The organism is Paenibacillus sp. CFBP13512 (assembly GCF_005233705.1).
GTDB lineage: Bacteria > Bacillota > Bacilli > Paenibacillales > Paenibacillaceae > Saccharibacillus > Saccharibacillus nuruki.
This window is the reverse complement of sequence record NZ_QGAD01000003.1, coordinates 204624-230256: the sequence shown is the minus strand read 5'-3', so window position 1 is coordinate 230256 and position 25633 is coordinate 204624. Positions and strand designations below refer to the sequence as shown.

The 25633-nt window shown below is 37.9% G+C and carries 25 protein-coding genes and 1 pseudogene; 6 read left to right on the top strand and 20 right to left on the bottom strand.

Going from position 1 to position 25633, the window contains the following annotated elements:
- Positions 1 to 52 precede the first annotated feature (52 nt).
- The 7 genes from PaeCFBP13512_RS05495 to PaeCFBP13512_RS05465 form a co-directional block, all read right to left on the bottom strand.
- The gene (locus tag PaeCFBP13512_RS05495) at positions 53 to 580 is read right to left on the bottom strand and encodes an SMI1/KNR4 family protein (RefSeq protein WP_137221719.1); all 528 of its coding nucleotides are present in this window, start codon (positions 578 to 580) and stop codon (positions 53 to 55) included.
- Positions 581 to 607: 27 nt separating this feature from the next.
- Positions 608 to 1069 (bottom strand): hypothetical protein, encoded by a 462-nt coding sequence (locus PaeCFBP13512_RS05490; RefSeq protein ID WP_137221717.1) that lies wholly within the window; start codon positions 1067 to 1069, stop codon positions 608 to 610.
- A 340-nt stretch (positions 1070 to 1409) separates the two neighbouring features.
- Positions 1410 to 3401, bottom strand: a complete 1992-nt coding sequence (locus PaeCFBP13512_RS05485) for a stalk domain-containing protein (RefSeq protein ID WP_137221715.1) — start codon at positions 3399 to 3401, stop codon at positions 1410 to 1412.
- Positions 3402 to 3711: 310 nt separating this feature from the next.
- A complete protein-coding gene (locus PaeCFBP13512_RS05480) occupies positions 3712 to 4350 on the bottom strand; it encodes an NAD(P)-dependent oxidoreductase (RefSeq protein WP_137221713.1) in 639 nt (212 codons plus the stop codon).
- A gap of 270 nt (positions 4351 to 4620) precedes the next feature.
- The gene (locus PaeCFBP13512_RS05475; RefSeq protein ID WP_069328084.1) at positions 4621 to 6033 is read right to left on the bottom strand and encodes a radical SAM protein; all 1413 of its coding nucleotides are present in this window, start codon (positions 6031 to 6033) and stop codon (positions 4621 to 4623) included.
- 165 nt (positions 6034 to 6198) lie between these two features.
- On the bottom strand, positions 6199 to 7011 hold the full coding sequence (locus PaeCFBP13512_RS05470; protein ID WP_069328085.1) for a prolipoprotein diacylglyceryl transferase: 813 nt from the start codon (positions 7009 to 7011) through the stop codon (positions 6199 to 6201).
- A 12-nt stretch (positions 7012 to 7023) separates the two neighbouring features.
- Positions 7024 to 7287, bottom strand: a complete 264-nt coding sequence (locus PaeCFBP13512_RS05465; protein ID WP_069328086.1) for a hypothetical protein — start codon at positions 7285 to 7287, stop codon at positions 7024 to 7026.
- A 222-nt stretch (positions 7288 to 7509) separates the two neighbouring features.
- On the opposite strand from PaeCFBP13512_RS05465, the gene PaeCFBP13512_RS05460 reads away from it, so the two are divergent.
- On the top strand, positions 7510 to 8328 hold the full coding sequence (locus tag PaeCFBP13512_RS05460; RefSeq protein WP_137221710.1) for an SDR family NAD(P)-dependent oxidoreductase: 819 nt from the start codon (positions 7510 to 7512) through the stop codon (positions 8326 to 8328).
- A gap of 160 nt (positions 8329 to 8488) precedes the next feature.
- The gene (locus PaeCFBP13512_RS05455) at positions 8489 to 9367 is read left to right on the top strand and encodes a hypothetical protein (protein ID WP_137221708.1); all 879 of its coding nucleotides are present in this window, start codon (positions 8489 to 8491) and stop codon (positions 9365 to 9367) included.
- Positions 9368 to 9460: 93 nt separating this feature from the next.
- Here PaeCFBP13512_RS05455 and PaeCFBP13512_RS05450 read toward each other — a convergent pair whose 3' ends face one another.
- From PaeCFBP13512_RS05450 to PaeCFBP13512_RS05440, 3 genes are all read right to left on the bottom strand, one after another.
- A complete protein-coding gene (locus tag PaeCFBP13512_RS05450; protein ID WP_069328089.1) occupies positions 9461 to 9688 on the bottom strand; it encodes a DUF896 domain-containing protein in 228 nt (75 codons plus the stop codon).
- Between the two features lie 224 nt (positions 9689 to 9912).
- On the bottom strand, positions 9913 to 11115 hold the full coding sequence (locus tag PaeCFBP13512_RS05445; RefSeq protein WP_241669289.1) for an ABC transporter permease: 1203 nt from the start codon (positions 11113 to 11115) through the stop codon (positions 9913 to 9915).
- 1 nt (position 11116) lies between these two features.
- Positions 11117 to 12565 carry an HlyD family efflux transporter periplasmic adaptor subunit gene (locus tag PaeCFBP13512_RS05440; RefSeq protein ID WP_137221704.1) on the bottom strand — a complete coding sequence of 483 codons (1449 nt, stop codon included), beginning with the start codon at positions 12563 to 12565 and terminating at the stop codon, positions 11117 to 11119.
- A gap of 270 nt (positions 12566 to 12835) precedes the next feature.
- Here PaeCFBP13512_RS05440 and PaeCFBP13512_RS05435 point away from each other — a divergent pair, with 270 nt between their 5' ends.
- On the top strand, positions 12836 to 13723 hold the full coding sequence (locus PaeCFBP13512_RS05435; RefSeq protein WP_137221702.1) for a LysR family transcriptional regulator: 888 nt from the start codon (positions 12836 to 12838) through the stop codon (positions 13721 to 13723).
- A gap of 142 nt (positions 13724 to 13865) precedes the next feature.
- Here PaeCFBP13512_RS05435 and PaeCFBP13512_RS05430 read toward each other — a convergent pair whose 3' ends face one another.
- Both PaeCFBP13512_RS05430 and PaeCFBP13512_RS05425 read right to left on the bottom strand, forming a co-directional pair.
- Positions 13866 to 14786 carry a class I SAM-dependent methyltransferase gene (locus tag PaeCFBP13512_RS05430; RefSeq protein WP_137221700.1) on the bottom strand — a complete coding sequence of 307 codons (921 nt, stop codon included), beginning with the start codon at positions 14784 to 14786 and terminating at the stop codon, positions 13866 to 13868.
- Positions 14787 to 14949: 163 nt separating this feature from the next.
- Positions 14950 to 15507 carry a CGNR zinc finger domain-containing protein gene (locus tag PaeCFBP13512_RS05425; RefSeq protein WP_137221698.1) on the bottom strand — a complete coding sequence of 186 codons (558 nt, stop codon included), beginning with the start codon at positions 15505 to 15507 and terminating at the stop codon, positions 14950 to 14952.
- A gap of 157 nt (positions 15508 to 15664) precedes the next feature.
- Here PaeCFBP13512_RS05425 and PaeCFBP13512_RS05420 point away from each other — a divergent pair, with 157 nt between their 5' ends.
- Complete coding sequence (locus tag PaeCFBP13512_RS05420) at positions 15665 to 16156, top strand: DinB family protein (protein ID WP_137221696.1); 492 nt, start codon at positions 15665 to 15667, stop codon at positions 16154 to 16156.
- A gap of 116 nt (positions 16157 to 16272) precedes the next feature.
- On the opposite strand, the gene PaeCFBP13512_RS05415 is transcribed toward PaeCFBP13512_RS05420, so the two are convergent.
- From PaeCFBP13512_RS05415 to PaeCFBP13512_RS05405, 3 genes are all read right to left on the bottom strand, one after another.
- Positions 16273 to 16743, bottom strand: coding sequence for a C40 family peptidase (locus tag PaeCFBP13512_RS05415; RefSeq protein ID WP_137221694.1), 471 nt, complete (start codon positions 16741 to 16743; stop codon positions 16273 to 16275).
- A gap of 313 nt (positions 16744 to 17056) precedes the next feature.
- Entirely contained in the window at positions 17057 to 19291 is a 2235-nt protein-coding gene (locus PaeCFBP13512_RS05410) for a heavy metal translocating P-type ATPase (RefSeq protein WP_137221692.1), read from the bottom strand.
- Complete coding sequence (locus PaeCFBP13512_RS05405) at positions 19281 to 19658, bottom strand: ArsR/SmtB family transcription factor (RefSeq protein WP_069328098.1); 378 nt, start codon at positions 19656 to 19658, stop codon at positions 19281 to 19283. The genes PaeCFBP13512_RS05410 and PaeCFBP13512_RS05405 overlap by 11 nt, the downstream gene beginning before the upstream one ends.
- Before the next feature lie 326 nt (positions 19659 to 19984).
- On the opposite strand from PaeCFBP13512_RS05405, the gene PaeCFBP13512_RS05400 reads away from it, so the two are divergent.
- A complete protein-coding gene (locus PaeCFBP13512_RS05400; protein WP_069328165.1) occupies positions 19985 to 20296 on the top strand; it encodes an ArsR/SmtB family transcription factor in 312 nt (103 codons plus the stop codon).
- Between the two features lie 100 nt (positions 20297 to 20396).
- On the opposite strand, the gene PaeCFBP13512_RS05395 is transcribed toward PaeCFBP13512_RS05400, so the two are convergent.
- Together PaeCFBP13512_RS05395 and PaeCFBP13512_RS05390 are read right to left on the bottom strand one after the other, a co-directional pair.
- Positions 20397 to 21407 carry a cation diffusion facilitator family transporter gene (locus PaeCFBP13512_RS05395; protein ID WP_137221690.1) on the bottom strand — a complete coding sequence of 337 codons (1011 nt, stop codon included), beginning with the start codon at positions 21405 to 21407 and terminating at the stop codon, positions 20397 to 20399.
- Positions 21408 to 21547: 140 nt separating this feature from the next.
- A complete protein-coding gene (locus PaeCFBP13512_RS05390; RefSeq protein WP_161594219.1) occupies positions 21548 to 22417 on the bottom strand; it encodes a LysR family transcriptional regulator in 870 nt (289 codons plus the stop codon).
- A gap of 169 nt (positions 22418 to 22586) precedes the next feature.
- Between PaeCFBP13512_RS05390 and PaeCFBP13512_RS05385 the strand changes: the two genes are divergently transcribed.
- Positions 22587 to 23327 (top strand): SDR family NAD(P)-dependent oxidoreductase, encoded by a 741-nt coding sequence (locus PaeCFBP13512_RS05385; protein WP_137221685.1) that lies wholly within the window; start codon positions 22587 to 22589, stop codon positions 23325 to 23327.
- A 25-nt stretch (positions 23328 to 23352) separates the two neighbouring features.
- Here the strand turns inward: PaeCFBP13512_RS05385 and PaeCFBP13512_RS05380 are convergent, their stop codons facing one another.
- From PaeCFBP13512_RS05380 to PaeCFBP13512_RS05370, 3 genes and pseudogenes are all read right to left on the bottom strand, one after another.
- Positions 23353 to 24219 (bottom strand): alpha/beta fold hydrolase, encoded by an 867-nt coding sequence (locus tag PaeCFBP13512_RS05380; RefSeq protein ID WP_137221683.1) that lies wholly within the window; start codon positions 24217 to 24219, stop codon positions 23353 to 23355.
- Between the two features lie 203 nt (positions 24220 to 24422).
- Positions 24423 to 25112, bottom strand: a complete 690-nt coding sequence (locus PaeCFBP13512_RS05375; RefSeq protein ID WP_137221681.1) for an LrgB family protein — start codon at positions 25110 to 25112, stop codon at positions 24423 to 24425.
- A gap of 86 nt (positions 25113 to 25198) precedes the next feature.
- Positions 25199 to 25543, bottom strand: a pseudogene (locus tag PaeCFBP13512_RS05370) (CidA/LrgA family protein); the annotation flags it as partial.
- Positions 25544 to 25633: the final 90 nt, after the last annotated feature.

Below are 25633 nucleotides of genomic sequence, written 5' to 3'. Positions count from 1 at the left end.
ATAATATATCTAACCATAGAGCAACACGATAAATGTATTACAAACTTCTAGCCTAATCGGTTTCTTCCTCTTGCAAAGCCATCTCTATAAATTCAAAAAGACTTGTAGCTTCGACAGAACGATACTCCCAATCATGCCAAAAATATAACACTTGTCCGACTGTACCTTCTTCCGCAGGATCGGTATCGATACATAAGTAATCTCCTCCACCATTAGAGGCGATCGGAATCCATTTGGCATTCCATGCGAAAGGTTTGACTCCTGGTTGAGCATCTACTTCTATATCTTCAGGATCGAACTCTTCTTGTAAAAACGTCCAATTTTCTATAATTTCTGTAATTGAAGATAAGGTTAAGTTACGCAAAAAACAGGTGTTTGCTTTATTTTCTTGTTGCCCATTATGTATCCGATAAAATGATTGAAGCTGTGCAGGAACTTGAACGCCAAGTGTACGCTCCAATGTAGCAAAATCTTCTCCTGTAGCCCCTTCATACAAATAAAGTTTCTCTTCAAATAATGGATTACGTTCTAATCCTTTGGCTATAATACGATTCCATAATTGTTGTGCTTGAGTATCCATTATCATTCTCCTCGTCTATAAAATCAGTTATGATGACACAGGTAAGTAAATACGATCTAATTCCTTATAATATAAGTGCTTATCAAATATGAGTGGTGGTATATGTTCGAACCATTCCACAGTATGACCGATGTTGTGATAACTTCGTTTAATATCACTTTGATCTACACCGATTCGGTTCCACCATATTTCATTTTGCTTTTGAATTACTTCTGCAACGATAACTGTACACCAAAGATCACAGTCATCCGGACACATCAATATAGGTAAGACAACTACGTCTTGTCTATCTGTATAACGTTTAATAACTAATTGTTGTTCAGCTTCAGCATCCATCCAATCTGTAATACAAGGAATAAGTCCAAGATAATTATGATTAGCATACAACTGATCTAACCAACTATCTAACTCTACTCCATCAATAAAGATACAGGGATGATCTACATCAGTATGTATACTTTGCTTTACTTCAACTTTTAATTGGTTCATCTATCATTGCCCCTTCCATTTACAACATAATACATTTTATAATAAGCTAAATAATCTCAATCATACATTTACAGAATTAGTCACCGACCGAATCCCTAATATAGTCGTCCGCGATATCGTCTTATTTTGTATAGTAATCATTATATCCGTATTTACGATTTCGAGCGCAAAGATAAATATAATGGGCAAATATATAAAATAAAGTCTCCTTACTCTATACAAATCATTGATTATCTATATGCACATCAATAAGATACGATTTATAAAAAAAGCCAACACAGTTTTAATTTAGTGTGTTGGCTTTTTATTTTGTTATCTAGAAAAGATAGCTTTTTGTTATTTAAATACTAAATACCTCGTACACAACGCCATCTCCGATTCCCAGCATATTCAGATAATTTTCACCGATATATGACCAGATTTCTATCGTGTGTCCGTTTTCTTTGGTAATCGTCTTTTTATCAGGTTTGCCCCATGATAGTAATGCTTGTTGTGTATTCATTCCTTCCACAACTTCTGCATTGATGATTCGGTTCCATGTTGCTTGTGACCAATTGTATTTGCTCCGAATATCATAATTGAAGAATTGTTCTTTATCTGATAATAAGTCAGTAATTTCTAAAGCTGTTAATCGATCCGACAAATACTCTGTACCTTTCTTATCACGAAATTGAACGACAAATCTCGTTCTGTTATAAGGATCTTTTTCTGCATAAATGTCTTTGATATTTACTTTGCTGAATCGCTCGCCAGCTTTATGATAGTAATTCACCCAATAGGATTTACCAAGTAATCTTGTTAAATGTCCAATTTCTTCTTGCTTCATCAATTTTAATGTTTTGTCAGATTGAATGGTGATGTTGGAACCATTAACTTGTACAATTGCCTGTTGATATTTAGAATCCCAAGTGACTTTGGCATCTTTCGAAATGCTAGATAATAAGGTAGCTGGAAATACAGTCTGACTTCCAGAAGTTCGTACTTTACCTTTCATCGTAACCGGTTGATTATTCATTTGAGCTACTGCACTATTTTTATTTAATTGAATAGTTTGAGTTCCCCAATTGATTTGAAATTGATTACCATTTACAAGAATAGTTCCACCCATAGCTTTAAATACAGTCTGTATTGGCAAATACACAGAACCTTCTATTAGAACCGCACCTGTCAAAGCTTCTTCTGTTGTTCCATTCAATGGAGATTGGGTCGTTAATGTATCTCTAGTCAAAGTAATCGTTGCATTACCGATAGCTTTAACTTTAATCGTACCATCACTTAGTATTTCTGCAATTTGAGAAAGATCAACTTTCAATTCATTGGCACTAGCCGGGCGTGTATGGATAGAACCATTAGAGTATATCTCCTGAATTTTTGCATTGATTTTATCGCCAACTACAGCATTTGTTTTAGATAAGATTAATTTCAAACTTGTTATTGAAGGTACTTGAAGCGGACTCACTATTTTGTCGGTATCTTGTACCCAAGAACCATCTTTATGTTGAGCATATATACCTGTAGGTGAATATACCACTTGTACAATATCTGTGAGTTCACTTAATACTTGAGGAGCGAATCCAGTAGAACGGCTATGTGACCATACAGATCCGTCCTTTTTGACGACTAGCAAAGTTCGTTTAGATCCTTGCCATGCTATCGCTACAGCATCATTAGCAATGACTTGAGGAATATCACCGGATAATAAGTCAAGTAAAGTTACAGTACCGTCGCTACGAAGAACAGCTATCGCAACTCCATCTTGCTTGATTGATATAGCATCTGGATAAGAACCGATTTTGCGTCCTAGACCATTTTGATAATCTTTATAGTATAAAATATCTCCTGACTGCTTCAATATTGCATAAGAATCTTCGAATCCATCGATTAATTTCACACTGTTAGGTAATGTATCTGGCTTACCCGAGCCGATAACATCTACTTTGCCATCTGTATGTAGAACAATACCATCACCTGAAATATGAGCAACATTATTCATTCCCGGAATAACATGAATCTCTTCGGTTATATTGTCCCAACTCATTGCCTGTCCAGTGGTGGTCCAGCCATAATATTGATTGTTGGAACCTGCTGTTATACCTGCAAATTGATATTCTGAATGCCATGCTCCTTTCATCGATTTTGCCCACATAGAACCATCGGATAATAAATAGTTGTCTTGATCAATTACACTTACGATTTGAAGTCCAGAAGTATTCGCTTCTGCTGATACTGTCAACATAGATGCAAATGGCGAAACTGTACTTCCTAGAAAAATTCCTGTTGCTAATACTGATGATATTACCAATGGATTAAACCAAGCTTTTTTCTCGAACATGTAATAACCCCTTTAGATATGTATAGTCACTCATTGATCAGCTTATATACATATAAGCCCTTCTTTATATCGGTATATTGACCTATAAATTGTAATCATATACGTAGAAATTTCTATTTGACAAAAGGGTTTAGATTTTTATAATTTTGTTTTACAGATTTTAGTTTTATTATTGTGAATTTTTCATATGTTGAAATTTTAATTTTAATAATTATAGCGTTGTAAAAAGGGAACGATTTGAGAAGTGTTTCCCCTCCTATTTTTAACGCAAAAAAAGGATCATACATTGATCCTTTTTCGTGTTTTACAGCTATTCTGTTACAAAAACAGCGCTTTGGTGATACGTATCTTGCTGAAGTTGTTGGATCATAAAATCAGCCAAGTTGGCACGAGATAGCTTTTTTTTACTGGATATGCCTTTATTGATGTGTTGTTCATGTATATAGTTCCCCGTTTTTGCACCTGAAGTTAGAATCGGCGGTTGGACAGCGATCCAATTCAGTCCACTATTTGCGAGTACAGCCTCTTTTTCTCGATGATCGGCGATAAGATTCTTCATGACTACAGGTGCAATATATTTATACAACATGCCAAGTTTATTGGATTCTTTGCGAACTCCTATGAAGGACACATGGATAAACTTATCAATATGATTTTCAGCTGCGGCTTGAATGATATTTTTTGTAGCTTTAGTCAGAATAGGGTCTCGTTGAAAAGGTGTTTTGGCTCCTAATGCTGAGAAAACAGCATCATATGGTTGTGCTTTTACTATCGTAGTCACATCGGTGTAATTCGTTAAGTCCCCCTGCTCTATTGTTAAATGAGGATGGGTTATTGTCATCTTCGTTGGATTACGCACAACCGCAGTCACTTTGTAGCCTTTCTCTAGCGACTGTGTAACTAATTCACGCCCTGTCTTGCCTGTTGCTCCAAAGATTATAATATTCATATTCTTCACTCCTTTATAGTTGTCATATTCTAATACTTATTTTTCATTTACTTTTGTGAATTTTTCATGTATTGAAATATTTTTAAAATTCTCATATCTGGCTGTAATGATTGGCTCTATCTTTTATATAGCATACTCCTTTTATCCTGTTTTCACATCTTCACGCCTTCTCTTCTAAACTTACAAATCTCGAACCAAATAAAAAACCTAGACTAACTACCAGTGCATTAGACACCAATAATCACTCTAGGTTTTCCCATCATCAACCTATTAATCCCAAGCTGTAGCAATTTCTTGTTTTCGTTCTTCTAATAGTTTTTCTTTATCATCCCGGTAAAAGAGGTTGTACGTATCAAATGGAATAATGCGTCCATCTGGATGTACGATGTGCACACAAGATTTTTTTACAGAACGAACATCAAAGTTATAGGCATCTAAAAATTGCATAATAATCACGCGGAATACATTATCGTAGTTGATTTCTTTCGGTACAGCTGCAAGTGGTAGACAACAAAGTAAGCTTTTTAGCGATAATGCAGATGAAATCGGTGAATGACCGGTCGATAAAAGTTCAAATAATTTGCCACGAATGACAGGGTCTTGTTCAAATACAATTGTATTGCTATCTCCTTCTAACAAGATCGAAGGCTCAATCATACGAGTTAAAGGTAGAACTTCACGTCCTAATTTCAAAGCATATCCCATCGCTAAGCAATCGGGATGACAAGGAACTGGTAAAATATCATCTTCTTGAAAGACTTCGGATTGATCAATAATCATTTGTCTCACTTCACTTACTGTTAAGCGATCTGTCGCTGGATCGTACCCTTCCAATCGCCCTGCGGCTTGAATCGGTTGAATCGTTACCCCACGAACCGCTTTTTGCTTGAGTCCATATTGAATAATTTTACCGATTTCTGTATCATTCAAGCCTTTTTTCAAAGTGACTACAAGCGTAGTCGATAAATTATATTTATTGAGATGTCGAATCGCATCTTCACGGATACGTCTTAGATCAGCACCCCGTAACTCTTTCAATACATCGGCTTCAAAACTATCGAATTGTAAATAAATTTCAAAGCCTGGCATATAGGAAGCTAATCGTTTGGTAAATTCACGATCTTGCGCAATCCGAATGCCATTGGTATTTAGCATGATATGTTGAATCGGACGGCTTTTACACATGTCTAAAATTTCAAAAAATTGCGGATGAGTTGTTGGTTCTCCTCCGCTAATCTGCACAATGTCCGGCTCTCCTTCATTTTCTACAATCCGATCTAACATAAAAGCAATCTGTTCTAACGAACGATAAGAAGTGCGATGTGGAGAGGATTCTGCAAAACAAATCGGACACTGTAGATTACAATGATCGGTAATTTCCAAAAGTGTGAGACAGCTATGTTGCTCATGATCTGGACATAATCCACAATCGTAAGGACAACCGTACTTTATCGGTGTATTCCAGACTAACGGCATTTCTGAAGGCTTAATAAATTCGCGTGTACGATGATAATAATCGACATCTGTAGAGATCAATACTTTCTCAGGGCCATGTACAAGACAGCGCTTGACCATATAAATACGTCCATCTTCTTCGATAATCTTGGCTTCGACTTTGCGATAACATGTTGTACAGATACTGTTAGTCAATTCATGATATAGATACGGTCGATTTTTCGGCATAATATAACTCCTTTTATAGTGAATATCTCAACTGCATATTCACTTATTGGGTATAGATGCTGTTGCTTGGTCGATGGTATAGCCCTATGTAGCCTAATATCCAAAACAAACTTCTCGAAGTGTGTAACCAGACACTATTGCATCTAGCGATTCAGATAGTAAATCCTATCCTATGGCTTTGATAGAAGATGAAGCCTTTCTGCCTCTGCCCCACATGATCCAACTGTAATAGACCAAGCCTGCCAGACAAGCTAACTGAATATTATTGTGACCCCAATAAGGATGTAATGTAGGCTTAATATATTCAATTAGAAAGCGAAATAAAAGATAACTCGCCATAAACCATTGGAACATTCGACCGGATACATACGAAGTGTACGGTGCCTTAGACTGAACTTCAGTAGATAAGACAGACATCAATCGACTTTGACGATATAACGGAATCAAGCAGATCGCGAGTATCATAAGAAAAGCAATCTCGTAGAGCTGAGTCGGATGACGCATAATCCCATCCCCAAAATCAATGCCGGTAATCCATGTGGTTGCTGTTCCATACGTATGATCATCTAGTCCAGTCAGAAAGCATCCAATACGTCCCAAGCCTAGTCCTAACATCAAAGGATAGACGAAATCGTCTCCTGTCGAGCTTTTCCAACCGATCCAGCGTTTGGTGAGTTCGACTCCTATCAGTCCACCTAATAGTCCGCCTACAATCGTTTTTCCACCCCATAGAAAATGAAACTGACGCAATTGCTCCCAAGTTGCTAGCGGATTCTCGAACCAGAATAATAACTTTGCTCCTAATGCTGCACCTAGAATAGTACCTGCTAATATTTGCAGACTCATCAGCTTGGTCATCTCACTAGGACGACGTGTCCATAAATAGAGTCGGAACCCTAGAAAATATCCCAGCGATTCAAATAATACATGCGGATGAATACGCCATGATCCTAAATAAAGATACACAGGAAACTCCATTCAAGCACTCCTTTAATAAGAATAAATCATCGCTCCACATATAGCGGCTAATAATAATGCCAATGCGCCTACAATAGCTAACAGAGCCACAATCACTTGCCAGAATGTGTTTTTAGGTCGAGGATCAAGTGTTGGTTTTGTAGAAAGAGTATTACAATACTGACGACAAGTCTGTGTTTCAGGATTGTAGCATTCGTCACATAAAGGCTTACCGCAACGAGTACATTGATGAACAGCTTGGCGATCTGGATGGTTTATACAATGAAACTCTTCCATTTCAGCACCTCTCTTGTCATTTATTTCTATTGTAAGCGTTGATACTTAATTGATCTACCAAAAACCTTATAGACTCACCACATTTCTAATTTCTAATGATTTGGTGTAGTATTAATATATATTTGAAAATGGATGTAAACGATTCATTTCTAACAAAATGATTGTCTATACAGCTGATAGGGTAAAATGGTAATGAGACTATTTCAAGGAGGAACCATCGTTATGTCTATTTCACTAAAAAAATTAAAAGATCAAGTTATCGTAATTACAGGTGCTTCAAGCAAAGTGGGTATCGCTACAGCTAAAATGGCAGCAGCTAAAGGCGCAAAAGTTCTACTAACTTCTAAAAATGAAGATGCGCTCCTCCAATTAGCGACAGAACTTCGTTCAAAAGGATATCCAGCTACATGGGTTCCCGCAGATATTGGAAGAGAAGAAGATGTTCATAAGATTGCTGAAGCGGCTATTCGTACATTTGGACGTTTTGATACATGGGTAAATAGTTCGGATGTATCGTTGCTTGGTGAATCGACAGAAGCGACTCAAGACGATATTAAGCGTATGTTCAATATGAATTATCGTGGAATTATCTATAGTTCTCAAATCGCTATTAAGCATTTCAAAGAAAGAGGCGTTCCTGGCGCACTAATCAATATGAGTGCTGTCTGGAGTGATCGTGGTACTGTGATTCCTGTGCCTTCGTCTGCTTCTAATTTCTCTGTCAAAGAATGGACAGATAATCTAAGAGCTGATATTGCTAAAGACAAATTACCTGTATCGATTACTCTTTTACATCCGGGTAAAGCTGTGACTCCATATAACGAAACCATGAAAAAACATAAAGTGATGGTATATCCAGCAGGTTCTGTAGCTGAAAATATTATCTATGCAGCTCAACATCCGAAAGAAGATATCCATGTTTATGTGAAAGAAAGCAAACACCCTATTTTATCTTCTCTTGCTGTTGCAGGTCTTGGTGTTATTGTTTATGCTTCTATCAAACAAAAAGATCAACCATATCAATCCAAAGATCAAGTGTAATTGATCTATACTTACTTTATTCTATTACGTTCATACGTACTTATTTTATCCCAAAAGACGATCTTCGATATTGAGGATCGTCTTTTGGTTTGAAATCTTAGTACCAACTAGTTATAGTAGATATAAGATACATACCACTTTGTGTAGAAAGGAAAATACGATGACTACGAATAATCTCAAATTGTATAAAAAAAAACTCAAAATTCTACAAAAATTATATCATTATCAAAATTATCATTATGATGCTACCCGTCATGTGAGTATCTATCAAGAAGATGTATTAACAACGGAAGAACGTCAACAATTAGAACAAGATCAATGGAAAATTAATGACATCCTAGCTGTCGATCATAATTCTCTTATACAATCGATTAGAGTCTGGGGACAACATGAGGCATTATCGTTAGAACGTGCAATCGCTGAATTTGTAGCTGCTGTTGGTGGCAGTTATCCTCGTGGAATGACTACCTTACATAGCACACTTTTTGCACATCATGTACCTGATCATACCTATGAATCGGCTCGTCGACTGCTTGCATGTGGAATTTGCGGATTTGCAGATGATGAGAATTGGGAAAATATCGCTTCAATCCGTTATTCGTTATATCAAGGACGGCTGTATAACAACGTTATTGGAGTTTACACTGATTTGGAAGAACGTATCCATTTACCAGCGATATCACCTACCGAAGAAGATATCACTATTTTTCGCAATCTATTACAACACTTAGATCAAGCCGATGAAGATATGACTCCTGGTTCTTATGAGAAAAGTCTGACAGGAAGCAAATTAATTAAAGGCAATGCGGGTATTCGGCGTGATATTCTACAATCGTTGTCACTTGTAGGTATTCTACCTAATTCACAAATTCAATTGGATCACACTGCATGGACTGCATTTGAAGATATTATCGATCCTGAAGTGAATTTGAATAATACAAAAGGTCGCTCCGATATGGAAATGCCGTGGGCTGGATGGGAAGGAAAATTAGGCGTAGATTGGGAAAAAGCGCATCAATTATTCGGGGTTTATTTGTAAAGGATGATATTAAAAAACGAACCTGCCACTATAGAAGTGTGCAGGTTCGTTGCTGATCAAGATGATCCTTATAATCCATAAAAAAGTGATATCTTATTGGTGTTTATCGTGTTCTTTTTCCATACGAATTTTATCGGGTGTAACATCATTTCCTAATTCATCCACAACAGTCAAACCTGAGAAAGTACTCAGTACCTGTCCACGGATTTCGCTTAAATATTCTTTACGCAAGACTTGCTGTTCAGCTTTCTCTTCAGCAGTCAGACCTTCTTCACGCTGTTTTTTAGCTAATTCATTGATACGACTCAAACTTACAATCATCTGTACTCTCTCCTTTCACTTCCTCATTCCTATTATACACAAACACATACTATATGCGAAGTTGTATAGATTAGGAATATCTGTTTCTCTTTATATATCTTAATATTAAGATAATTAAAATATACTATATATCCCTGATAAATACAAGTCTTTGTTCTATTCTACTAAAAAAAGCATACGCTATCTGTGAAAGATAACGCATGCTTTGTATCTACTCTATTCTTTTATTCTACAACGGTTCGATCCACTTCTATCGCTTGTTCCTCTTCTTGTTCACGCTTTTTGAATGCCAGAGGATAGGCAATTAGGGCGATCAATAAGCTGATTAGCCCAATAAGACAAAGTGATAATAGATCAGGTACAATCGCTACCATGCCCTGTCCTTTTAACGTAATCGCTCGTACTGCATCTAAATAATAAGTTAAAGGTAATGCTTTGGCGACCATTTGTAAAAAAGTAGGCATCGCTTCTAGTGGCCACGTATAACCGGATAGCATGAATGAAGGCACAGCAATCAACATTAATGTTTGCGTAGCATCCACTTTGGTACGTGAGAATAAGCTAAACAGAAATCCAAGTCCACACAAAGCTAGATTAAATGCTATCGCTAGCAGAATAAAGGGTAACAATTGCCCTTTAAACGGAATATGAAAAGCAAAGGCTGCGATACTAAATACAGTCAATACATTAACCATCCCTGCCAAAAAGTAAGGGGTTAGCTTCGCGATCGCCAGTCTCCACGGTGTATGCCGCCATTGGTAAAATCGACTCCATGTGCCCTGCTCTTTGTCTCTTGTGCAAGACAACGCAATACCTAATAAGAGACACTGCTGAAGCGCTGTTGAAATTACACCAATCGGCATAAATAATTTGTAATTATACACTGGATTGTATAATACACGTGAGCGAAAAGGAATAGTACTGAATACAGAATTAGCTTGATCGCTATTCATACCTTTTTGTTCTAATGCTTTCATAGATGCTCCTGCGCTAACACTACTAATGACCTGGTTCGCAATTCGGCTTGCACTATTGGAGTACATAAGATTGCTACCATCAATCACTGTCAAAATCGGTACATTTTCTCCATGCTTAAGTGATGCTGAAAAATCGTTCGGAATAATTAGCCCTACTTTAAATTGTCCTTCTTCCACTTGCTGAACAATATCATCTTGATTCCAGCTTTGTTTGGTTACAGCAAACGTATCTGTAGCATCGAACGCCTGAATAATTTGCCGGCTTAATTGCGAATTATCACCATCATACACAACGACTGGAATTTCTGTAATCCGTTCATGGGAGTATAGAAAGCCAAACAATACAGAATACAGGATAGGTGTAATCAGCAAAATAATAATTAACTTCTTATCTCTGAGCATCAAGCCAAGTTCTTCGCGGAATACCTTTCCTATAGTAAGCCGCTGCATATTACTGAACTCCTTTGCCATGGAAAATCACAGTGGAACCTGTAGGAATGGTATTCGGTAAATCTAGCAACTCCACTTTAACTCCAAATGAACGAATATCGGTATCGCCAGAAGTCTGACTTGGTTTTTGAATGGCAAAATCAGCAGCGGCATCGATCACACTCACTTTTCCTTTAACCGTAGTATTCCCGGATAATAAAGTGACTTGAACAGGATCGCCTACTTTTAATCCATTGAGTTCGGTTTCTGTAACATAAAATTTAGCCCAGCGCTGACTGGTCGTCTCTAAAGCATAGACCGGGAAGCCTGCACTTGCCATTTCACCGATATTCAGTGATTTGGACTGGATCACTCCATCCACAGAAGCTCGTAATACGGTATAACTGAAATAAGTTTGTGCTTCTTGCAAAGTCGCTTTGGCTTGACTGACTTGAGAACGTGCTGCTTTGACTTTGGATTTGGCTTGTGTCAGTGTCGCTGTCGCTTGCTCAATCGCTCCGTCTGCTTGAGCCACAGCACCCTGCGCCTGTGCTACTGCACCTTGTGCTTGATCGATCCCTGCGGAAGCGGCTTTGACTCCTTCTTGTTGCAAAGCAACTTGCCCTTGTCCGGCTTGCGCTTCTTTGACACTTGCTAATGCTTGTTGGTACAAGGCTTCAGCCGCATCTATTTCTTGTTGACGACTTCCTTTTTGTACCAATTGTAACTGTTGCACTGCGGCATCGTATTTCGCTTGAGCTTGCTTTTGTTCAATCGTTGCCTGATCAAGTGCCGCTTCGGTCGCCAGACCGTTCGTATGTAATAGCTGCACACGTTTCAGGCTTTTATTTACAGTAGCCAATGCTTCTTTGGTAATCTGCATATTCACTTTGGCTTGTTGAATTTCTTCCGGTCTTGCTCCACTTTTCAGTGCTTCCCATTTTGCTTTAGCTGCTTTGGCGGCGGCTTGTGCTTCTTCTATTTTGCTAGAAGCGGTATTGGCTGTAACATCGACTGTCATTTCGCCCTGACTTTTTTTGACTTGTGCTGCATTAACAGCCGCTTGCGCTTCAGTCACACTTGCACTGGCTTGTACTTTGCCTGCTTGTGCTTGAGTCACACCAGCTTGCGCCTGAGCCACACCTGCTTCAGCTTGAGCGACATTCGCATTAGCTGTTTCGACAGCGGCTTTAGCTTGAGCGACTTTATTTTGTAATTCTTTACTTTCCAGACGCGCAATCATCTGCCCTTTTTTCACTTGTTGTCCTTCTTGAACTACCATTTGATCCACTCTACCGGCTACTTTAAAGCTAGCATTAATCACATCAGATTCTACATAAGCTGTCGGTGTAGAGCTTGATGCTTTGGCGTTTAGTAAATGCCCTTGTCTCCCCCATGTAAATACCGCATAAAAGCAAAGTACGATTGCTACTACAATCACACTATATATTGCGTATTTTTTGACTTTCATAATAACACTCCTCCTGTAGATCATAGTCGTCATATACAGTAACCCATAAATAAACCAACCTGTTTACGCATAGGTTGGTTGTAATTATTCGCTTAGCTGGTAATAAGATCTAAGTGAATAATGAAAGAATAGCTATGTAGTTTCAATATAACATATACTTGTAGTACACTATATCTACCATAAGTAGACTTGTGTAACCTTTTAGTCAACTATAGATTTTGCAGATATAAATGATCTAGTTATTAGAAAAAGAAGGTAGGAAAAACACCTATGAATATAGAGCAATTGGAATATATTATTGAAGTCGCCAAATGCGGATCGTTAACCAAAGCGGCTGAGAATTGCCATATTACTGTAACAGGAGTCAGTCGAGCGATCTCTTTATTTGAACAAGAAATTGGAATGCGGATATTTATTCGCTCTCGCTCTGGTACAACGGTTACGCCTGAAGGACAAAGTATTATTACCAAAGCCAGTCGTATTCTCAAACAGATCGAAGAACTAAAGTCTGAAGCACAGAGCTATGGAGAAATGAATAATGCCAAACTGCGTATTTCGACCATTCCAGGTCCAATCTCCTTACTGATCGATGTAATTACTGAACTGAAAAAAGAATTTCCAAATAGCCGTATTGAAATCAAAGAAAATAGCACCGATGCTGTCATTGATGATGTAATGAACGAACGAAGTGATATCGGCTTCTTTCTATTAAGAGATATTCATTTACCATCTACACCTAAGCTTAAATTTGAACCGTTAATGAAAGATAATATGGTGTTAGGGGTTAGCGTGCATTCTCCTCTGGCAACTAAAACATCTGTCACTTTACAAGATTTGAAAGACTATCCATTTGTGTTATACAACGATCCTTATATTGTGGCATTTGTGAATACGTTAGATAAACCGGATATTTTATTCCAAAGTAACAATGTGGAAGCTATTCTCAAAGCGGTGAAAGAAGATATCGCGGTGACGATTGGTACCGATTATTCTTTTCGTGGATATACCATGTATCAGAATCGGGGAATCGTAACCATTCCTTTTGAAATTGTATCGGAAGAACCTTCGTATCTCTGGTCTGTAACGTCGAGTAACAATACAGTTTCAGAAGCAGAACAACTTTTCGTCAAACGAGTCAAAAATCTATTATTGATTTAACCTTTCTGAGCCAAAAAAGTAGAACAGCTGTTAAAAGACACTGTTCTACTTTTTATATCATATGAGTATAAGGCTTATATGATGCGAATATAGGATGCTTATTCATCATCTATGGGTGTGATTCAGACGATGTGCTTGTAGATCATTCTTTTGTATACATGCGTTGATCTTGTAGTCGAATCAATACTTTACCAAAACGTCCACCTTGCTCCATCGTAACCGTACCTGAAGGATACTGCCGATCTAGATAATTGGAAATCACTTGTTCCGCATTCGGGCGTATATCCACTTGATGTAAGCCAAGCATCATGATCACGTGTTCTAACGCATCCTGCTTAGACATTTCAACTGTTTTCATTTCATGTGTAATGATCGACTCATAGGCATACCCTTTGAGATATAATAGATGAAGTAAATAACCCATATCTGAACTTTGATGTCGAATTTGAGGTTTGATCGGTTGATTGTGATCACTAACCAGCGGTAGTACTTCATTCATCAAACTGTGTTCTCTTGGTCCTGCTGTGGAACTAATATAGCAGAATTGACGAGCACAACTTAGAATTTTCTCAACACTAGCCCAATCGACAAGCACCGGACACATGGATACAAATACTAGATCAAATGCCTGCTTCCACCCTTTAGCTTCTATATCAATGTCTTGAAATTCTTCATCAACGATCGTGACACTTCCTGATGTTAATGTATCTGCATTTTCTTTTAATAAATCAAGCAAAGGTACACATGGTTCAACCGATGTCACTACTCCTCCTCGCTCTGCAAATGGAATCGAAAACCCACCAGATGCTGCTCCAATATCCAGAATGGAAGCATTCTCAAAATTCACATCTTGTCCTTGAATCCAATTAAGGATTCGTTTGGTTCTTTGTTGACCTTCTGCTGAAAATACCTGTTGATTGAACTCGGCGGCTTTGTGGTCAAACGAATGAGCAGGGTCCATACCTGCTGCTCTCATTTGCTTCACAGCTGTAAACGAATCATTTTGCCATGCTTGTTCCCATACAGACGGATCAAAAAAGTCATTTGTGCTTATGGTTGTCATGTATATTCCTCTTTTCAGTGTATTTTAAATCTATTACAGATATATAATGTCTATAATGTACGCAATAGATCTTCTTGTCAACTATTATTGTTATTGATCTACTCTATCAATCGCTATTTTCTTCTATAATAACAATACAATAAGATGATAAAAAGCATATCTATTAGGATCGTGATGATCCTTTTTTAGCACGGAATCGTCTCACTTTCATCAGGTTTCCACATGTTTTATCTTCACAATACCGTTTGGTTCGGCTGCGTGTATCATCATAAAATACCCAGCGACAATCTGGATTATCACAGATTCGGATCCGCTGGATATCTTGATCCAATACGGTATGCACGAAATCCGATACAACCTCAGCCATCAGGCTATTCCAATCTTGGACTAACGGTATATACGTTACATGTCTATTTTCTTCATCATCTTTATTCCACTGTCTGATCACAGGAGATTGTGCCATGATGCGATTCAGTTCATTCCAATCGATGAGATCAGCTGATGATTCTTTAACGATAGCTAATGTATAATTATGCAATAATTTTCTTAAGGTTTGGAGCGCTTTTAGCTCAATATCTGTAGCCGGAACAGAAGATTTTAACTGCCAATCATGCAAAAATTGCTTTTGCCATGAAGAAAGAACTAAGCGATCTTCATGTTTACCACTTTCTCGAAAATCGTGCCAGTCACTGTTGATAAAATCGGTCCATAATGTATCCATTGATCTGTACTCCTTTTGCACTTTTCTATATAGTTTCGAAAATGTAACGCTCTTTGATGCATAAAGGTGGTTACAACTCTTTATTTTGTGGTATATGTATTGTAACGCTTTAATATCTCTTTAGCCAGTTACATCAACTACTCATGAGGAGGATCATATGACGAATACCAACATGTTAGATCTACTTCTTTTGCAGAAAAAAGATATTTGGGAACATGAAGATTGGATTGTGCCGTTATATGTCGCATTAGAAGGGGTTACAAGTGAGCAAGCCGCATGGATTCCAGCTGGTGGTGGTAATAGTATCTGGCAATTGGTGCACCATATTAATTATTACAATCATGAATTACTCTGTCATATGCAAAATATCGATCCAGGTCCTCGTGCTGACAATAACGATCAAACATTTGAAATTACCGATAAAGCTGACCAAAATGGTGAATGGCAACAAACTCTTCAGGAAACAAGAAGACTTGCTACCGCTATTGAACTTGAACTTACCAAATGGGATGAAGTTAAACTGCAAGAAATGCGTCCTACTGGAGATCAGACATGGGGACAAGCGATTGCACGCTGGCTTCCTCATGATGCTTATCATGCTGGACAGATTGTACTGATTCGCAGACTGCAAGGAAGCTGGAGAATCTAACAATAGGCAAAATAAAAATCCCTTATATTAACCAAGGGATTTGGAATATTCACAGCTTATGTGATTCATATACGTATACATTTAAAAAGGATTGCGACCAAAATCGCAGTCTTTTTTTATTTTTCTTCCATCATACTTTGATATGCCCATTGACTAACAACATGTCTTCCAGTAACATAACGATTTTGGAAATAAGACTCGGATAAACTACTGATCGTTACACCATGACTTGTTGAAGCATGTGCAAAATTTCTACCATCTACCATAACGCCTACATGAGATATTCCACGTCCACTTGTATTGAAGAAAACAAGATCACCAGCACTCAAATTACCTTTTGACACGTATGTACCCATTTTGGCTTGCACATTAGCTGTGCGTGGTAATTCTATATTAAATTTATTAAAAACGTAGCGTGTAAAACCGGAACAATCGAATCCGTTGGTTGTTGTACCTCCCCAAACGTAAGGTGTTCCCATTACACCGCTAACGGCTTGATCAAGATTAGATGTGCTAGCAAAAGTATTTGTTGGCTGAGCTGAGAAAATGATTGCAGCGCCAAGTAGCGATAATACGACTTTCTTCACTAAAAAAATTCTCCCTTCGATGCCTTTAGAGTAAATCAATTTGGAATTCAAATTTGAAACTCGGCAAATATTAATATTTTGTAACTATTGACCACTTTAAGGCATAAGGATGTATCTTGTCAAACTTTATAATAAACTTTTTTGCCGATTTTTCGCTAAAAATGTGTATATTTCGTGATTTTCAGGACTTTTTAGAGTAAAGGTTACAAATCAAAAAAGATGACAATAGTAAATTTATTGTCATCAATTATTTCACAAAAAACTGTTTCAAAACCAAAAAGCCTTCATCTAACTTCGAAGGCTCCTGTTGTTTTTACTTACTTTTGAGTACTCTTAAACTGTTTAAAATCACTAATAAAGCGGCTCCCGTATCGCTCAGTACAGCTACCCATAATGTAAACCAACCCGGGAAAATAAATATTAAAGCAACGCATTTAATCATAATCGAAAACCAAATATTCTGTTTGATAATACGCAACGTCTGACGGCTCAGTGTAATAGCATACGGCAATTGTTCTAAATGATCTGCCATTAATACAATATCCGCCGTTTCGATCGCTGTATCGGTACCTGCTCCACCCATCGCTATACCTACATCTGCTGTAGCTAGTGCAGGTGCATCATTAATCCCATCTCCTACCATCCCTACTTTTTTCCCTTGTAGTTGATACTCTTTTATTCGATTCATTTTATCTTCAGGTAATAAATGAGCACAGTACTGATCAACCCCAGTAACTTGAGCTACTTGATGCGCAATCTGTTGATGATCGCCTGTTAACATAACCGTCGATGCTACTCCTGCTATTTTCAACTGCTGTAATGTCTCTGAAGCTGTAGATCGAACCTGATCAGCAACAGTGATAATGCCAACAATACGGTTAATTGAACCCACGACCATAATAGAGACACCTTCATGATGAAGTCTATCTATATACGCTGTTACCTTAGTGACAGGTGCTCCGATTTCTTCTAGCCATCCGACATGACCAATATAATAAGTCTGGTTATCTATAGAAGCTTGTACGCCTTTTCCTGCTATTGTCTGTACAGAAGTCACAGGTAATTGAGAGATTGCATGCTGATCGGCATAAGCTGTAATGGCTAAAGCAATCGGATGAGAAGATTGTTGCTCTATCGAACTTGCAATACTCCATAATTCAGCTTCTGTAGCTTCTATCGGATACGTTCCCACCACATGAGGCTTGCCTTCCGTTAATGTACCTGTTTTGTCGAATGCTATGATCTGTAAACCTGCTATCGCTTCTAACGCAGATCCACCTTTGATCAATACGCCTTTCTTGGCTGCAATCCCTATCGCAGACACAATCGCTACAGGTGTAGAAATGACTAATGCGCAAGGACAAGCAATCACCAGTAATTCCAATCCCCGATAAAACCATTCAGACCAATCACCATTGAATAACAAAGGCGGTACGACAGATACAACAATAGCGATCCCAAAAACAATCGGTGTATAGATTGTAGCAAAGCGATCAACGAATGCTTGCATCGGTGCCTTATTCGCTTGTGCTTCTTCAACCATATGAATCATACGGGCGACTACTGTATCTTTAACTGTTGTCGTCACCTGAATCGTTAACAGTCCTTCTTCGTTTAAAGTCCCTGCATATACAATATCGCCGTTTGTTTTGGTAACGGGTTGCGATTCTCCTGTTATAGGAGCTTGATTCACATGAGATTGTCCATCTATAATAATTCCATCCAAAGGTATTTTATCGCCCGCCCTAACTATAATGGTCTCACCTATCTGTATATCTTCTACAGGATGCTGTATCATCTTGCCCTGTTGCATGATCCAGACAGATGCAGGTGCCAGATTCAGTAATCCTTTGACTGAATAACGTGTGCGTTCTAAAGACATCTGTTGAAGTGTGTTCCCCAGTGCAAACAAGAATACGACTGTTGCTCCTTCCCCCCATTCTCCAATCCATACAGCACCTATAGCAGCTACTGACATCAATACATTCATATCAAGTGATCGACTTTTGACTGCAAAAAAAGCACTTTTGACTGGTTTGGTTCCGCAAATAATAAGTACAGCCCCATATAATACTATCGAGACCACTGGCAAGACTGCTAACCATGTACATACCAAAGCCGTTATCAGCAAACCACCCGATAGAAACATCGGTAACCAGCTTTTCCAAAAGGAAGGCTCACTCGATCTCTCTTGCTCCTCATCCATAGGAGAAATATCAAATCCGACTCGCTTCACTTCACGCATAATTAGATTGGGTTCAGCCGTAGCTGCAATATTCATTTTACTGGTTGAGAAATGAACTTCTACAAATTCTACGCCTTTCAACTTTTTGAGACTTTTCTCAATTGTAACGGCACATGAAGGGCAATCCATTCCTTGAATTCGATATTCAGTAGACTTAACGGTATGAGTATTACGCTGATCATAAGGTATACGATCATCAGCCACAATATGTCCAGATAGACCCTGATCGGGACTGACTATCGGAATTGAATTTTTAGCGGTAGACGCACAACATGATTTGGATTCTTGTTCTTTATTCTCCATGCTCTGCACCACCCTGTGCAGGAATCAACACTTCATTTTGTTCACAACAAGCGACTTTAGATTCAACTTCTACCAATGCTTCATCGAACATAGCAAGAAGTAATTTGATTTTGGCATTGGCAAGTTGGTAATAGACATATTTGCCTTCTTGTCGTCCGGTGATAATTCCGCACCCTTTAAGACAGGATAAATGTTGAGAAATATTCGATTGATTGCCTTGAATCGCATTTACGATCTGACTGACTGTTTTTTCTTCTTCTAATAAACAATCTAATATTTGCAAACGTGTCTTATCTGAAAATCCACGAATAAATTTAGTTCTCGTATCGATCGATATGTTAGTGTCTGCGCAATAGTTATTTTCCATAGTGTTTGTATCTCCCTGTTATCATATTAGTGAACACTGATACGTTATATATTAGTATATGCTAATATGTTTGGCAATAGAGTCCTACTATTTATCGAATATCGCCATACTGATGCATGTCCGAATAGTAAATCATAAAAATAGAAATATTCTGCTATTCGTAATCTCAACGATCTTTGGTATACTGTATGTAGATATTTTGTTGCATCACAGCATTTCTTTATTGAATCATAGTACTTCTATTAATTCGTGTTAGGAAGGTGAGCATATTGGAGTCGGATGCTATTATAGACGAGTGTAACCATAGCAGTGAAGCTTCACAACAGATGCTTGCACAGATAAAGAATGAGCTTATTGACGGTACAACCGCTAACGATATGGCTGAATTGTTCAAAGCATTAGGAGATCCAACACGCATTAGATTAATCTATGCTCTTTCGCAAAAAGAGCTATGTGTACATGATCTATGCAGTGTATTAGATATGACTCAATCTGCAATCTCGCATCAACTTCGGTATTTACGTAATATGCGAATTGTGAAGCGGCGCAAAGTAGGCAAAACCGTTTTTTATTCGTTAGATGATTATCATGTAGAAGAGATATTTTTACAGACGCATGAACATCTGACTCATAAGTAAAAGAATCATTTATCATATGAAGCTAGTGGTTCATGATTAACATGAATACAAAAAGGGAACTACACCGTTATGGTATAGTTCCCTTTTTTGTTTATACTCACTACTGATGCGCAATATTACATTGTATTCCCGGTGTATCAATCTGGATGGTAATATGGTTAATCTCATATTGCTCTTTGATATATTTCTGAGCTTGCTCCATCACTACGCTATAGTAAGCTTGATCTTCAATGACAATATGGCAACTTAGCAAAATAATATCTGAAGATAATGCCCAGACATGCAGATCATGTACTTCTACAACATGATCAATCTGTAGTAAAGACTGTTCTACTTCTTCAGTATGAATATTAACAGGCGTACCTTCCATCAAGATATGGATAGAATCGCGAGTCACACGGTACGCACTTAGAACAACCAGTACGGCTACAATCACACTTGCAATAGGATCGGCTAGATTCCAGCCAAAGAACATAATCAATAAAGCAGCTACAATCGCACCGACTGAACCTAATAGATCACCTAATACATGTAGAAACGCACTACGAATATTCAGATTTTCTGAAGTATCCCCACGCATCAAAATGAAAGCCGCTGCTATATTAACTAGTAAACCAATAACCGCAATTGTTAACATCCCTGCACTCATAACGCCAGGTGGATTTGCAAATCGCTGAAAAGCTTCCCAGAAAATATAGATCGAAATAACAGACAACGCCAAACCATTAATAAATGCTGCTAATACTTCAAATCGCTTATACCCGAATGTTTTGGACTTGCTCGCTTGCTTCTGTCCCCACGTCATTGCTAAATAACTAAGCCCCAGAGCCGCTGCATCACTGAGCATATGCCCTGCATCTGATAATAAAGCTAGACTGTTGGTCATTAATCCACCAATCACTTCGATAATCATATAACTGGCAATCAGGAAAAAAGATAATTTCAAAGCATTTTTATTCGCTCCATGCCCGTGAGAATGGGAATGCCCGTGTCCATGAGAATGCCCATGACTGTGAGAATGATTGTGCTTTTTGCCTTTGGAATGTTGATGTTCTTCACGATCATGATCGCATGCAGTATGTTCGGTATGGGTATGACTTTTATTACTCATTGACCTGCACCTCTATTCTTATTCAGTAGGTAATATCATAATTAAAAATAACATATGAGCACTTATTCATATATTATAGTTTAACCATGTATAATCTGCAAGTTCTACAAAGTAAATAGGATATCATTTAACCACATAATCTATTCATGTTCACTATTGATGAGCAGATTGATAAATGAAGACAACGTTGTAGAAGGTGTATTACGCTTTGAAATTACGAATTGAATACGTGCTTGTTGCAACGATATTGGAAATATATGACTATGAAGCTGTGAATAAGAATGAACGATACGTTCAGGTAATAAAGATATCCCTAGTCCTTCAGTGACTGCACGAATAATAGCTTCTACTGTATCTACTTCTATCACACGAGGTGGTTGTTGAATAGAATGACTTTTACTTTTGGTGTGATACCACTCTTCTAAATATCTTCGATACGGACAATCCGGAAATGTATTAACGATTAACCGTTGTTGAAGTAATTCTGATTCGGTCTGAATATGGTTAGCAGATACAATAACTAACTGTTCATTATATTCAAAGACAGATTGAATATCTTGATGATGGTATTGACTACTAATAAAAGCTCCATCTAACTTTTGATCTATAACTTGATTCATTAATTCAATCTGTCCAAGCGTTTGAATAGAGACTTCTACATCCCTATTTTCTTCATAATAAGCAAGTAACCACTGCGGCAATCTAGAAGCCGCTACAGTCGGTGTCGCTCCTAATTGTAATTGATACGAAGGTGATTTTGCTTTTAAAATGTGAGTAGCTTCATCTAACAAATCGACAATCTGATCTGCATAGCTCCACAATTGTTGCCCTGCTTCTGTAATCGTTATGCCTTTATTACTACGCTCAAATAGCGATTGACCCAGTTCTTTTTCCAACTTCTGAATACGTAATGTAACATTCGACTGTACATATCCCATTTTTAGTGCCGCTTTGGAAATAGACTGCTCTTGAGCTACAATCCGAAAAATACGCAAATCACTACTTTCCAAATCCGTTGCCACCTTTCTTTACTCGTTTTCTTATATGTAAAAACAGTAGATTTGGATATCATTATTTTTAATATCCAATATCATTTCTAACTATTATACAGACCTTTTATCTTCTTTTACACTATCAATAGAAACAACAAACAAGTATGAAGCTAAAGGAGCGCTATACATGGAATGGATCAATAAGGTTGTCATCGTTACAGGCGGAGGTACAGGAATAGGACAGGCAACTTGCTTACAACTTGCTGAACAAGGAGCAAAAGTAATTATTAATTACTCCCGTTCACAGCTACAAGCAGAAGAGACTGCTCTACAAATTATACAAAATGGTGGACAAGCTATCACAATTCAAGCCGATGTATCTAGGCAACATCAAGTACAAGATATGATTACAAAAGTCATCCATACGTATGGTCAAATCGATGGCTTGGTGAATAACGCCAGTATCACCAGACAACTGCCTTTTGCTGATTTGGAACAGATCACTGATGATATCTGGGATGAGCTATACAATATTAATGTCAAAGGAATGTTTTATTGTGCTCAAGCTGTAGCGCCATGGATGAAACAGGCACATCAAGGATCTATTATCAATCTAGGTAGTATTGCAGGCACTACAGGCTACGGTTCTTCTCTTCCTTATGCTGTCTCCAAAGGTGCTGTGCATACGTTAACCAAATCGTTAGCAAGAGCACTCTCTCCACATATACGTGTCAATTGCATTATTCCGGGCGCAGTAGATACACGTTGGTGGGCTGGAAATGAAGAGAAAATGGAACGTTTGACAACACAGTCATTGTTAGAGCAAGTATCGACTCCTGCTGATATCGCTTCGTTAATCTGTGCTATTTTACAACAACAATCCATGACCGGTCAGCTAGTGACTGTCGATAATGGACAAACATTATAATTTGTCGATCATGACAAGATTAGTATTATTTAAAAAAGGCAATGAGTCGTTGACTTACTTCTGCTGGCTTATCATGTTGTATCCAGTGTGTTGCATCATCATAATGATGAATCTCTGTATTCGGTACCCATTCCGGTAGTGGGTCAGCAAGGTCTTTGGATAAATGCGGATCAAGATCACCAAATAAAATAAGTACAGGTTGCTCAATTTTGCGCATCTGTGCTTTTTTGGTTGCTGATGATCGACGGAACATCGCTCGATAATAATTGATTGCTGCACTGAGCGTTTCTTTTTGCTCAAATGCTTTGAGATACACCTGCACTTCTTGATCGGAAAACGGTTCTTTCGGTTCTTTTTTGAAAATAGTCCGTAGCATATGATTGTTGTCTCTTGCCAGTGCTTTCTCCGGTAATTTAGGAATTTGGAAAAAGAACATATACCAGCTTCTCCGCAATTGCGGTAATGTACGTAATCCTGTCTGCAAACGTTCAGGATGTAGCATATTGAGAATCGCTAAACGGCGAACACGATGCGGATACATCATAGTAAAGTACCACGAGATATTACCGCCCCAATCATGCCCTGTTAAATAGACGTGTTCTTCCCCTAAATATTCTATTAATCCATTGACATCTGCACATAACGTATCAATACTGTAATGATCTACCCCTTCTGGTTTGGAAGACAAATTGTATCCTCTTAGATCAGGAGCTACCACACGATAACCTGCTTCAATCAACATCGGAATCTGCTCTTTCCATGTATACCAGAAATCAGGAAAACCATGTAGCAACATCACAGTAGGTCCTTTTCCTCCGATTACATAATGCAATTTAACTCCATTAACTTCAGCAAATCGATGTTCGATCATCGTTTCTACTTTATGGCTCATCTCTATTTGCCTCCTTAGCATGACATGTCATTATCATTTTTTTAATATACCTATTTCAACATATCTCTTCTAAGCATTACCCATAATCAGATCAATGTTACCTTTTTGATCCAAAGTCTGTTCAGATGTAAGCATGTCAAAAAAGCTATTTACCGATAGATACCGATAAATAGCTTTTTGCCAGCGTTATAATTGACCTGTATTCAATGATAAATAGCGACTAAGATCAATGGCCCTATAAAAGAAGAAACAATCGCGCTAATTGTTAATGCTAATGATCCCATAGATACAGCGATTTCCCCATGTTCAAGTGCCTTTGCGGTTCCCAGAGCATGAGAAGATATACCGAGCGCTATACCAACACTTATTGCATTTTTAACTCGAAATAATTTGAGACATCCTAGCCCTAAGATGACCCCTGTAAATCCAGCAATCATTACAAATACAGAAGTTAGCGAAGCTTCTCCGCCTAGATTATTCGAAATCTGAAGCGCGACAGGTGTAGTGACTGATTTGGGAATAATCGAGATAATATAAGGCTCACTGAATCCTAATACAAGCGCCATCCCTACTCCACTTAACATCCCGACCACGACACCAATCAAGGCGCTTCCTAGAATCGATAATCCATATTGCTTGAACAAATGACGTTGTCGATACAGCGGATAAGCAAGAGCTACTACGGCTGGACCCATCAATTTACTGATCCATTCTCCACCCGCCATATAGGTAGAATACGAAGTATGTGTAAGCAATAAAATAACAACAATCATAAAAGTAGTCGTTAACACTGGAATAAGAACTGATACACGAACATGTTTATATAGTAGGCTTGCTAAAACATACAAACATAGCGTCATAACAATCATCAATAGAACGATCCATATATTCATTTGGGCTGATCTCTACTTTCATAGATCAGTTGATGATCAGGGATCGAAGTAGCGGATGCTTTATTTTGATTCGAGCGATCAGCAAGTGTAATAAACCACTGTGCTACATAACCGGTCACTCCAATCGTAAATAGCGTACTGATCACGACGATAAGAATAAGTAATAATCCTTTACCTGCAAATAAATCTAAATGCTCAATCACACCAACTGTAGCGGGTATAAAGAAAAGCGGTAAATAGAATAACAGCGTATTGGCTCCTGTCTGTATCCACTTTTCAGGAAACACTTTTAACATTAGCAAAGCAAATAACAATAACATACCTAATACACTACCCGGTATAAATAAATGGAAGTATTGCTGAATCCATGTACCGATCAGATAAAATAGGTACAACACAGCAATTTGAAGCAACATTTTAACTATTTTCATCAGTATAGCTCTCCTTTGTCTTTCACTCTCTATCTCTGTTTTATCTTTATCATATCAAAAAGATCATCCTCCTTGAAAAAGAGTGATGAC

Excerpts from the sequence above, each read along its gene's own strand:
- PaeCFBP13512_RS05495 (WP_137221719.1), bottom strand. The coding sequence starts at position 580 with ATGGATACTCAAGCACAACAATTATGGAATCGTATTATAGCCAAAGGA.
- PaeCFBP13512_RS05490 (WP_137221717.1), bottom strand. The coding sequence starts at position 1,069 with ATGAACCAATTAAAAGTTGAAGTAAAGCAAAGTATACATACTGATGTA.
- PaeCFBP13512_RS05485 (WP_137221715.1), bottom strand. The coding sequence starts at position 3,401 with ATGTTCGAGAAAAAAGCTTGGTTTAATCCATTGGTAATATCATCAGTA.
- PaeCFBP13512_RS05480 (WP_137221713.1), bottom strand. The coding sequence starts at position 4,350 with ATGAATATTATAATCTTTGGAGCAACAGGCAAGACAGGGCGTGAATTA.
- PaeCFBP13512_RS05475 (WP_069328084.1), bottom strand. The coding sequence starts at position 6,033 with ATGCCGAAAAATCGACCGTATCTATATCATGAATTGACTAACAGTATC.
- PaeCFBP13512_RS05470 (WP_069328085.1), bottom strand. The coding sequence starts at position 7,011 with ATGGAGTTTCCTGTGTATCTTTATTTAGGATCATGGCGTATTCATCCG.
- PaeCFBP13512_RS05465 (WP_069328086.1), bottom strand. The coding sequence starts at position 7,287 with ATGGAAGAGTTTCATTGTATAAACCATCCAGATCGCCAAGCTGTTCAT.
- PaeCFBP13512_RS05460 (WP_137221710.1), top strand. The coding sequence starts at position 7,510 with ATGTCTATTTCACTAAAAAAATTAAAAGATCAAGTTATCGTAATTACA.
- PaeCFBP13512_RS05455 (WP_137221708.1), top strand. The coding sequence starts at position 8,489 with ATGACTACGAATAATCTCAAATTGTATAAAAAAAAACTCAAAATTCTA.
- PaeCFBP13512_RS05450 (WP_069328089.1), bottom strand. The coding sequence starts at position 9,688 with ATGATTGTAAGTTTGAGTCGTATCAATGAATTAGCTAAAAAACAGCGT.
- PaeCFBP13512_RS05445 (WP_241669289.1), bottom strand. The coding sequence starts at position 11,115 with ATGCAGCGGCTTACTATAGGAAAGGTATTCCGCGAAGAACTTGGCTTG.
- PaeCFBP13512_RS05440 (WP_137221704.1), bottom strand. The coding sequence starts at position 12,565 with ATGAAAGTCAAAAAATACGCAATATATAGTGTGATTGTAGTAGCAATC.
- PaeCFBP13512_RS05435 (WP_137221702.1), top strand. The coding sequence starts at position 12,836 with ATGAATATAGAGCAATTGGAATATATTATTGAAGTCGCCAAATGCGGA.
- PaeCFBP13512_RS05430 (WP_137221700.1), bottom strand. The coding sequence starts at position 14,786 with ATGACAACCATAAGCACAAATGACTTTTTTGATCCGTCTGTATGGGAA.
- PaeCFBP13512_RS05425 (WP_137221698.1), bottom strand. The coding sequence starts at position 15,507 with ATGGATACATTATGGACCGATTTTATCAACAGTGACTGGCACGATTTT.
- PaeCFBP13512_RS05420 (WP_137221696.1), top strand. The coding sequence starts at position 15,665 with ATGACGAATACCAACATGTTAGATCTACTTCTTTTGCAGAAAAAAGAT.
- PaeCFBP13512_RS05410 (WP_137221692.1), bottom strand. The coding sequence starts at position 19,291 with ATGGAGAATAAAGAACAAGAATCCAAATCATGTTGTGCGTCTACCGCT.
- PaeCFBP13512_RS05405 (WP_069328098.1), bottom strand. The coding sequence starts at position 19,658 with ATGGAAAATAACTATTGCGCAGACACTAACATATCGATCGATACGAGA.
- PaeCFBP13512_RS05400 (WP_069328165.1), top strand. The coding sequence starts at position 19,985 with ATGCTTGCACAGATAAAGAATGAGCTTATTGACGGTACAACCGCTAAC.
- PaeCFBP13512_RS05395 (WP_137221690.1), bottom strand. The coding sequence starts at position 21,407 with ATGAGTAATAAAAGTCATACCCATACCGAACATACTGCATGCGATCAT.
- PaeCFBP13512_RS05385 (WP_137221685.1), top strand. The coding sequence starts at position 22,587 with ATGGAATGGATCAATAAGGTTGTCATCGTTACAGGCGGAGGTACAGGA.
- PaeCFBP13512_RS05380 (WP_137221683.1), bottom strand. The coding sequence starts at position 24,219 with ATGAGCCATAAAGTAGAAACGATGATCGAACATCGATTTGCTGAAGTT.
- PaeCFBP13512_RS05375 (WP_137221681.1), bottom strand. The coding sequence starts at position 25,112 with ATGAATATATGGATCGTTCTATTGATGATTGTTATGACGCTATGTTTG.